Origin of the sequence: Streptomyces sp. NPDC089919, assembly GCF_040684615.1 — a bacterium.
Lineage (GTDB): Bacteria > Actinomycetota > Actinomycetes > Streptomycetales > Streptomycetaceae > Streptomyces.
In genome coordinates this window covers 1-6,815 of sequence record NZ_JBFBGK010000188.1, presented here as the reverse complement: position 1 = coordinate 6,815, position 6,815 = coordinate 1, and the positions used below count along the sequence as shown (strand labels likewise).

The following is a 6,815-nucleotide window of genomic DNA, read 5'->3' as shown; positions in this document are numbered from 1 at the left end:
ATTGTTGGTCATGGGCGTTCGAGCGTGAACCGGACGGATCCGGCATTCGGGCAACGGAGTTCGACCTTCGGACAACAGAAGGTCAAATCCTTGACCCGCAGGGCGGCTAGGCGCTCCGCGGGACCAAGGTGTTCGAGCTGCGGCGGCCCGCCACGTAGTCCGCGACGTTGGCGACCGTGGTGTCGATGATCTGGCCGACCGCGTCATGCGTGTAGTACGCCTGGTGGGAGGTGACCACCACGTTCGGGAAGGTGATCAGCCGCGCCAGCGTGTCGTCCGGGACCGCCTCCAGGGACTTGTCCAGGAAGAAGACGCCGGCCTCGGCCTCGTAGACGTCCAGGCCGACGCCGGCGAACCGGCCCGCCCGCAGCTCGTCGACCAGCGCGTCCGTGTCGACCAGCCCGCCCCGGCTGGAGTTCACCAGGATCGCGTCGTCCCTCATCACCCGCAGCGCCGCCGCGTCGATCAGGTGGTGGGTGCTGTCCAGCAGCGGCACGTGCAGGCTGACCACGTCCGCGGCGGCGAGCAGCGTCTCCTTGTCGACGTACTTCATGCCCAGCTCGACGCAGGCCGGGTTCTCCGCCACGTCCCAGCCCAGCAGCCGCATCCCGAAGCCCGCCGCGATCCGGCTGAAGGCCTCGCCGATCTTGCCGGTGCCGAGCACGCCGACGGTCCGGCCCCGCAGGTCCCGGCCCATCAGGCCGTTGAGCCGGAAGTCGAAGTCGCGGGTGCGGTTGGCGGCCCGGACGATCCGGCGGTTCACCGCCATCGCGAGGGTCCAGGCGAACTCGGCGACCGAGTACGGCGAGTAGTACGAGACCCGGCTGACGGTCATGCCCAGCGAGGTCGCCACGTCCAGGTCGATGTTGTTGAAGCCGGTGGACCGCTGGGCGATCATCCGGGTCCCGCCGGCCGCCAGGGTGCGCAGCACCCGGCCGTTCAGGTCGGCGTTGACGCTGGAGCTGACGACCTCGTACCCGGCGGCGATCGGCGCGGTGTCCTCGCCGAGGAACACGTCCAGGCAGCGGACCTCGTGTTGCCCGGCGAAGGCCGCCTCCAGGAGCGGCTTCTCGTCGGCCGTCACGCCGAAGGCCAGGATTTCCACGTGCTGCTCCCCTGGGTGCGCCGGGCGGTGGGCCGCTGGTGCCGGTACGAGGTGCCGGAACACCGGGGACCGCCCGGAATGTCACGAACGGTCCCGAATATACGACCCGCCGTCCGGCTCCGCCCACCGGACGCGGCGGTCAGCCGAAGAACACCCCGACCTCCTTGTACAGGGCCGGGTCGACGGTCTTCAGCTTGGCGGTGGCCTCGGCGATCGGCACCCGCACCACGTCCGTGCCGCGCAGCGCGACCATCTTGCCGAAGTCGCGGTCGCGCACCGCGTCGATGGCGTGCAGGCCGAAGCGGGTCGCCAGCCAGCGGTCGTAGGCGCTGGGCGTGCCGCCGCGCTGGACGTGGCCGAGGACGGTGGTGCGGGCCTCCTTGCCGGTCCGCTCCTCGATCTGCTTGGCCAGCCACTCGCCGACGCCGGAGAGCCGGACGTGCCCGAAGGAGTCGCGGGAGACCGCGTCCTTGAGGACCAGGTCCCCGTCCTTGGGCATCGCACCCTCGGCGACCACCACGATCGGCGCGTAGCTGGCCTTGAAGCGGGAGGTCACCCAGGCGCAGACCTGGTCCAGGTCGAAGCGCTGCTCGGGGATGAGGATGACGTTGGCGCCGCCCGCCAGGCCCGAGTGCAGGGCGATCCAGCCGGCGTGCCGGCCCATGACCTCGACGACCAGGACCCGCATGTGGGACTCGGCGGTGGTGTGCAGGCGGTCGATGGCCTCGGTGGCGATGCCGACGGCGGTGTCGAAGCCGAAGGTGTAGTCGGTGGCCGACAGGTCGTTGTCGATGGTCTTGGGGACGCCCACGCAGGGGATCCCGTACTCCTCGTACAGCTTGGCGGCGACGCCCAGGGTGTCCTCACCGCCGATCGCGACCAGCGCCTCGACCTCGTACTTGGCGAGGTTGTCCTTGATCCGGCGGACCCCGTCCGCGGTCTTGAGGGGGTTGGTGCGGGAGGAGCCGAGGATGGTGCCGCCGCGCGGCAGGATGCCGCGGACCGCCGGGATGTCCAGCGGCACGGTGTCGCCGTCGAGCGGGCCCCGCCAGCCGTCGCGGAAGCCGACGAAGCCGTAGTCGTACTCCTGGACGCCCTTGCGGACCACGCCCCGGATGACCGCGTTCAGACCGGGGCAGTCCCCGCCCCCGGTGAGCACTCCGACCTTCATGGAATCTCCCTTTCGCCAGAAGGGCCCACGGGGGCCCGCATGGCGGCCACGCTAATGGTGACGCAGGTCACCCCGAGGGTGTCCGAACGATCAATTCCGGTGACATTACGGGTACTTGCGTAGACGCTTTCACCCGTACGGGGAACTACCCCTCGTCAAGCCCGCGCTCGATCGCGTACCGCACCAGCTCCACGCGGTTGTGCAGCTGGAGCTTGCCCAGGGTGTTCTGGACGTGGTTCTGGACGGTCCGGTGGGAGATCACCAGCCGCTCCGCGATCTGCTTGTACGACAGTCCCTTGGCGACCAGCCGCAGCACCTCGGTCTCCCGGTCGGTGAGCCGGGGCGCGCCGGGCTCGTCCGGGGAGGCCGGGGCGGGGTCGGCGGCCAGCCGCCGGTACTCGCCCAGCACCAGCCCGGCCAGCCCCGGGGTGAAGACCGGGTCCCCGGCGGCGGTCCGCCGGACCGCGTCGATCAGCTCGTCCGCGCCGGCCGACTTCAGCAGGTAGCCGGTGGCGCCGGACTTCACCGCCTCGAGCACGTCCGCGTGCTCCCCGCTGGCGGAGAGCACCAGCACCCGCGGGGCCGGGTCGGTGCCGACCAGCTCCTTGCAGACCTGCGCCCCGGGCATACCGGGCAGGTTGAGGTCGAGGACCAGCACGTCCGGGGTCACCGCCCGGGCCCGGCGGACCGCCTGCGGGCCGTCGCCCGCGGTGGCCACCACCTCGCAGCCGGCCGCCGCCAGGTCCCGGGCCACCGCGTCCCGCCACATCGGGTGGTCGTCCACGACCATCACCCGGATCGCCGGCTCCCCGGCCCCCGCCGTGCCGTCCGCCTGCTCCCTGGCCTGCTCCATCGCCCCGCCCCTCGTGCTCGTCGTAGATCTTCGTCGGTCCCGTCCGGGCGCCGCGGCCCGCCGGTCCTCCTGCGTGTCCCCGCTCCGTCAGCGCCCGCGCGGCACCCGCAGCTCCACCTCGGTGCCCTGGCCGGGTACGGAGACCAGGTCGGCCGTGCCGCCGAGGTCGCGCAGCCGGCCGCGGATGGACTGGGCCACGCCGAGCCGGCCCTCGCCCTCCGCCTCGGCGAGCCGGCCGGCGGGGATGCCCGGCCCGTCGTCCCGGACCGTGACGATCACCGCCGCCGGCTCGTCCTCCACCAGGATCCAGGCGTGGGCCCGCTCCCCCGCGTGCCGGGCGACGTTGTCGAGGGCCGCCAGGGTGGCCGCGGCCAGCTCGCGGGCGGCCGGGGCCGGCAGCAGCACCGGCGCGCCCGGCTCGGCCAGGCTGACCCGGCTGCCGGCGTGCGGGGCGAGCAGCGCCCGCAGGTCCAGCTCGGCGCTCTCGTCCTGCTCCGGCTCCGCCTCCTCGACCGCGCTGACCAGGGCGCCGCGGGCGGCGTCCCGGGAGATCCGGGAGGTCGGCACCAGGCCGGTGGAGACCAGGGTGCGCAGCGCGATCTCCTGCTCGCCGGCCATCCGGCCCAGCTCGGCGGCCTCGCCGCCCAGGGCGGTGCCGCGCCGCTGGACCATCGCCAGGACCTGGAGGACGCCGTCGTGGATGTCCCGGGCCAGCCGCTCCCGCTCGCGGGTGGCGGCCTCGATCTCCAGGGCGCGGGCCAGCGTCTCCTCACTGGCCCGCGCGACCTGGACGACGTACCCGATGGCCACCGAGGCGACCCAGACCAGCAGGACGTTGTGCACGGTGTCCTGGGTGGGCGCGCCCCGCTCGACCACGTTGGCCACGGCCACGAAGCTCGAGGCGAAGCAGGCCCACCGCCAGCCGCCCTTGAGGGCGAAGGCGAGCACCGAGCCGGCGGTCCAGATGGACGGCAGGGTGGAGCCCCCGGCCGCGATCCGGTCGTGGGCGTCGGCCAGCGGGGTGAGCAGGATGCCGGCCAGCGCCAGCGCCAGGTCGGCGCCGAGGAAGCGGCGGGTGCAGGCCGCCGCCCCGGCGACCTTCGGCAGGGTGGCCAGGGTCCAGCCGGTCAGCACCGCGAGATAGCCCACGGCCAGCCAGGGCCGGACGAAGTGGTGGTACGAGGAGGCGAAGAGCAGCACCGCGTACACCGCGGTCAGCGGCCGGTACGCGGCCAGCGCCCGCCACAGCGGCTGCTCGACCGACATCCGCACGACGCGTTCCCGCTTGGCCATACCCACCCCCGTCGGAGCCGCCACCGCCCGGTGCGGGGCGGGTCCGGCTACTGCGCCCCGGCGTCCTTGGGCGCGTCCTTCGCGGCCTCCTTGGCCGCCTTCTCGGCATCGGCGATCTGCCGCTTGGCGGCCGTCGCGTAGATGTCGACGTACTCCTGGCCGGAGAGCTTCATGATCTCGTACATGACCTCGTCGGTCACCGAACGCAGGATGAAGCGGTCGCTGTCCATGCCGTGGTAGCGGCTGAAGTCCAGCGGCTTCCCGATCCGGATGCCCGGCCGGATCATCTTCGGCAGGACCTTGCCGGGCGGCTGCACCTTCTCGGTGTCGATCATCGCCACCGGGATGACCGGGGCGCCGGTGGCCAGCGCGACCCGCGCCAGGCCGCCGGGCTTGCCGCGGTAGAGGCGGCCGTCGGGCGAGCGGGTGCCCTCGGGGTAGATACCGAAGAGCTCGCCGCGCTCGATGACACCGATGCCGCTCTTGATGGCCGCCTCGCCCGCGCCGCGGGCGCCGGAGCGGTCCACCGGGAGCTGGCCCACGCCCTTGAAGAACGCGGCCGTCAGCTTCCCCTTGACGCCCGGGGAGGTGAAGTATTCGGCCTTCGCGATGAAGGTGACCTTGCGGTCCAGCACGGCCGGGAGGAAGAACGAGTCCGAGAAGGAGAGGTGGTTGCTCGCGAGGATCGCCGGGCCTTCGGCGGGGATGTTCTCGAGGCCCTCCACCCAGGGCCTGAAGGCGAGCTTCAGGGATCCCCCGATGGAGAACTTCATTGCGCCGTAGATCAACTCGAAAGCCTTCCTGTGTCCGTCGAACAGACCTTAACCCCTGGCGGGCGCGGCCTCTCGCCCGCGGCCGGGCGCGCCCCCGCCGGACGCCGACCCTGGTCGGTGTCATCCCGGTCGCGTACCGTGAAGGGCACACAGCGCACCTCTCTTTCGATTTCCCTTCGAACCCCTCGCCGCACCCCCGCCGAACCCCTCCGAACCCCCCTGAACAGGAGTCCCTGGTGCCCGTCCTGCCTGGTGCCGAGCCGTTCCGCCACGAGGGCGGAGAGGTCGGCGTCCTTCTCTGCCACGGCTTCACCGGTTCGCCGCAGTCCCTGCGCCCCTGGGCCGAGTACCTGGCCGGCCGGGGGCTGACGGTGTCGCTGCCGCTGCTGCCCGGGCACGGCACCCGCTGGCAGGACATGCAGCTCACCGGCTGGCAGGACTGGTACGCCGAGGTGGACCGGGCGCTGCGGGAGCTGCTGGAGCGCTGCTCGCAGGTGTTCGTCTTCGGCCTGTCGATGGGCGGGGCGCTGACCCTGCGGCTGGCGGCCCGGCACGGCGACGCGGTCAGCGGCATCGTGCTGGTCAACCCGGCCAACAAGGTGCATGACAAGCTGGCGGTCCTGCTGCCGGTGGCCAAGCACTTCGTCCGCTCGACCCCGGGGATCGCGAGCGACATCGCCAAGCCCGGTTCGGCGGAGGTCGGCTACGACCGCGTCCCCACCCGCGCCGCGCACTCGCTGCGGGAGTTCCTGCGCCTGGTGGACACCGAGCTGCCGCAGGTGACGCAGCCGGTGCTGCTGCTGCACAGCCCCCAGGACCACGTCGTACCGCCGGTGGACTCGGCCCGGGTGCTCAGCCGGGTGTCGTCCACGGACGTGACCGAGACGCTGCTGGAACAGAGCTACCACGTCGCGACGTTGGACCATGACGCAGAGCGCATCTTCGACGACTCGTACGCATTCATCGCCCGGCTCGCGCCGCAGCTCGGCGCGGTCGGCAAGGAGGGGACGGCCACCGGTGGCTGAGCAGGACGGCAAGATCTCGAACGGCGGCGGCGAGCCGCTGGACGAGGACGCGGCGTGGGCCGCGATCGTCGCGGGGTACGGCGAGGAGCCGGCTGACCCGCCGGGCTCCCGGCCGTTCAAGCCGATCGAGGACCTGCTGCTGCCGGAGCCGGAGGAGCCGCCGGCCGACCCGGCGCCGCCGAAGCCGGCGCTGGGCAGCTCGGTGGTCTTCGCCCCGGGCGTGGGCGTCGGCCCCCGTGACCACCAGCTGGCGGAGCCCTCGGACGACGACGGGGACGACGACGAGGGCCACTTCGTCCCGCCGGACCCGGGGCTGCCGGAGGCCGACACGACCGCCAAGTTCGCCTGGCTGGCGGTGGTGGGCGGCCCGGTGCTGCTGCTGCTCGCGGTGCTGTTGCAGTGGGACATGACCTGGTGGCTGACGACCCTGGGCGTCGGCGGCTTCCTCGGCGGCTTCGCCACGCTGATCGCGCGGATGCAGTCCGGCGACGACGACGGCTCCGACACCGGCACCAGCCCGCTGTCCGCGATCACGGCGTCGACCTGCTCGCCCTTGAGGCGGTGGTAGTCGGCGAGGTCGGCGCGGGTGCCCACA

7 protein-coding genes are annotated in these 6,815 nt (G+C 72.8%); 2 read left to right on the top strand and 5 right to left on the bottom strand.

Annotated elements, in window-relative coordinates:
• Nucleotides 1-106: 106 nt before the first annotated feature.
• The 5 genes from AB0O40_RS37065 to AB0O40_RS37045 all read right to left on the bottom strand — a co-directional run bounded on the left by AB0O40_RS37065 (nt 107) and on the right by AB0O40_RS37045 (nt 5,210).
• Nucleotides 107-1,105 carry a 2-hydroxyacid dehydrogenase gene (locus AB0O40_RS37065; protein WP_365050546.1) on the bottom strand — a complete coding sequence of 333 codons (999 nt, stop codon included), beginning with the start codon at nt 1,103-1,105 and terminating at the stop codon, nt 107-109.
• 139 nt (nt 1,106-1,244) lie between these two features.
• Nucleotides 1,245-2,276, bottom strand: a complete 1,032-nt coding sequence (locus tag AB0O40_RS37060; protein ID WP_365050544.1) for a 6-phosphofructokinase — start codon at nt 2,274-2,276, stop codon at nt 1,245-1,247.
• 145 nt (nt 2,277-2,421) lie between these two features.
• The gene (locus AB0O40_RS37055) at nt 2,422-3,129 is read right to left on the bottom strand and encodes a response regulator transcription factor (protein ID WP_365050542.1); all 708 of its coding nucleotides are present in this window, start codon (nt 3,127-3,129) and stop codon (nt 2,422-2,424) included.
• Nucleotides 3,130-3,216: 87 nt separating this feature from the next.
• Entirely contained in the window at nt 3,217-4,422 is a 1,206-nt protein-coding gene (locus AB0O40_RS37050) for a DUF5931 domain-containing protein (protein WP_365050540.1), read from the bottom strand.
• Nucleotides 4,423-4,469: 47 nt separating this feature from the next.
• Entirely contained in the window at nt 4,470-5,210 is a 741-nt protein-coding gene (locus tag AB0O40_RS37045) for a lysophospholipid acyltransferase family protein (RefSeq protein ID WP_365050538.1), read from the bottom strand.
• A 218-nt stretch (nt 5,211-5,428) separates the two neighbouring features.
• Here AB0O40_RS37045 and AB0O40_RS37040 point away from each other — a divergent pair, with 218 nt between their 5' ends.
• Both AB0O40_RS37040 and AB0O40_RS37035 read left to right on the top strand, forming a co-directional pair.
• Nucleotides 5,429-6,220 (top strand): alpha/beta fold hydrolase, encoded by a 792-nt coding sequence (locus AB0O40_RS37040; protein WP_365050548.1) that lies wholly within the window; start codon nt 5,429-5,431, stop codon nt 6,218-6,220.
• Nucleotides 6,213-6,788 carry a hypothetical protein gene (locus AB0O40_RS37035; protein WP_365050536.1) on the top strand — a complete coding sequence of 192 codons (576 nt, stop codon included), beginning with the start codon at nt 6,213-6,215 and terminating at the stop codon, nt 6,786-6,788. The genes AB0O40_RS37040 and AB0O40_RS37035 overlap by 8 nt, the downstream gene beginning before the upstream one ends.
• Nucleotides 6,789-6,815: the final 27 nt, after the last annotated feature.

Excerpts from the sequence above, each read along its gene's own strand:
- AB0O40_RS37050 (WP_365050540.1), bottom strand. The coding sequence starts at position 4,422 with ATGGCCAAGCGGGAACGCGTCGTGCGGATGTCGGTCGAGCAGCCGCTG.
- AB0O40_RS37055 (WP_365050542.1), bottom strand. The coding sequence starts at position 3,129 with ATGGAGCAGGCCAGGGAGCAGGCGGACGGCACGGCGGGGGCCGGGGAG.
- AB0O40_RS37060 (WP_365050544.1), bottom strand. The coding sequence starts at position 2,276 with ATGAAGGTCGGAGTGCTCACCGGGGGCGGGGACTGCCCCGGTCTGAAC.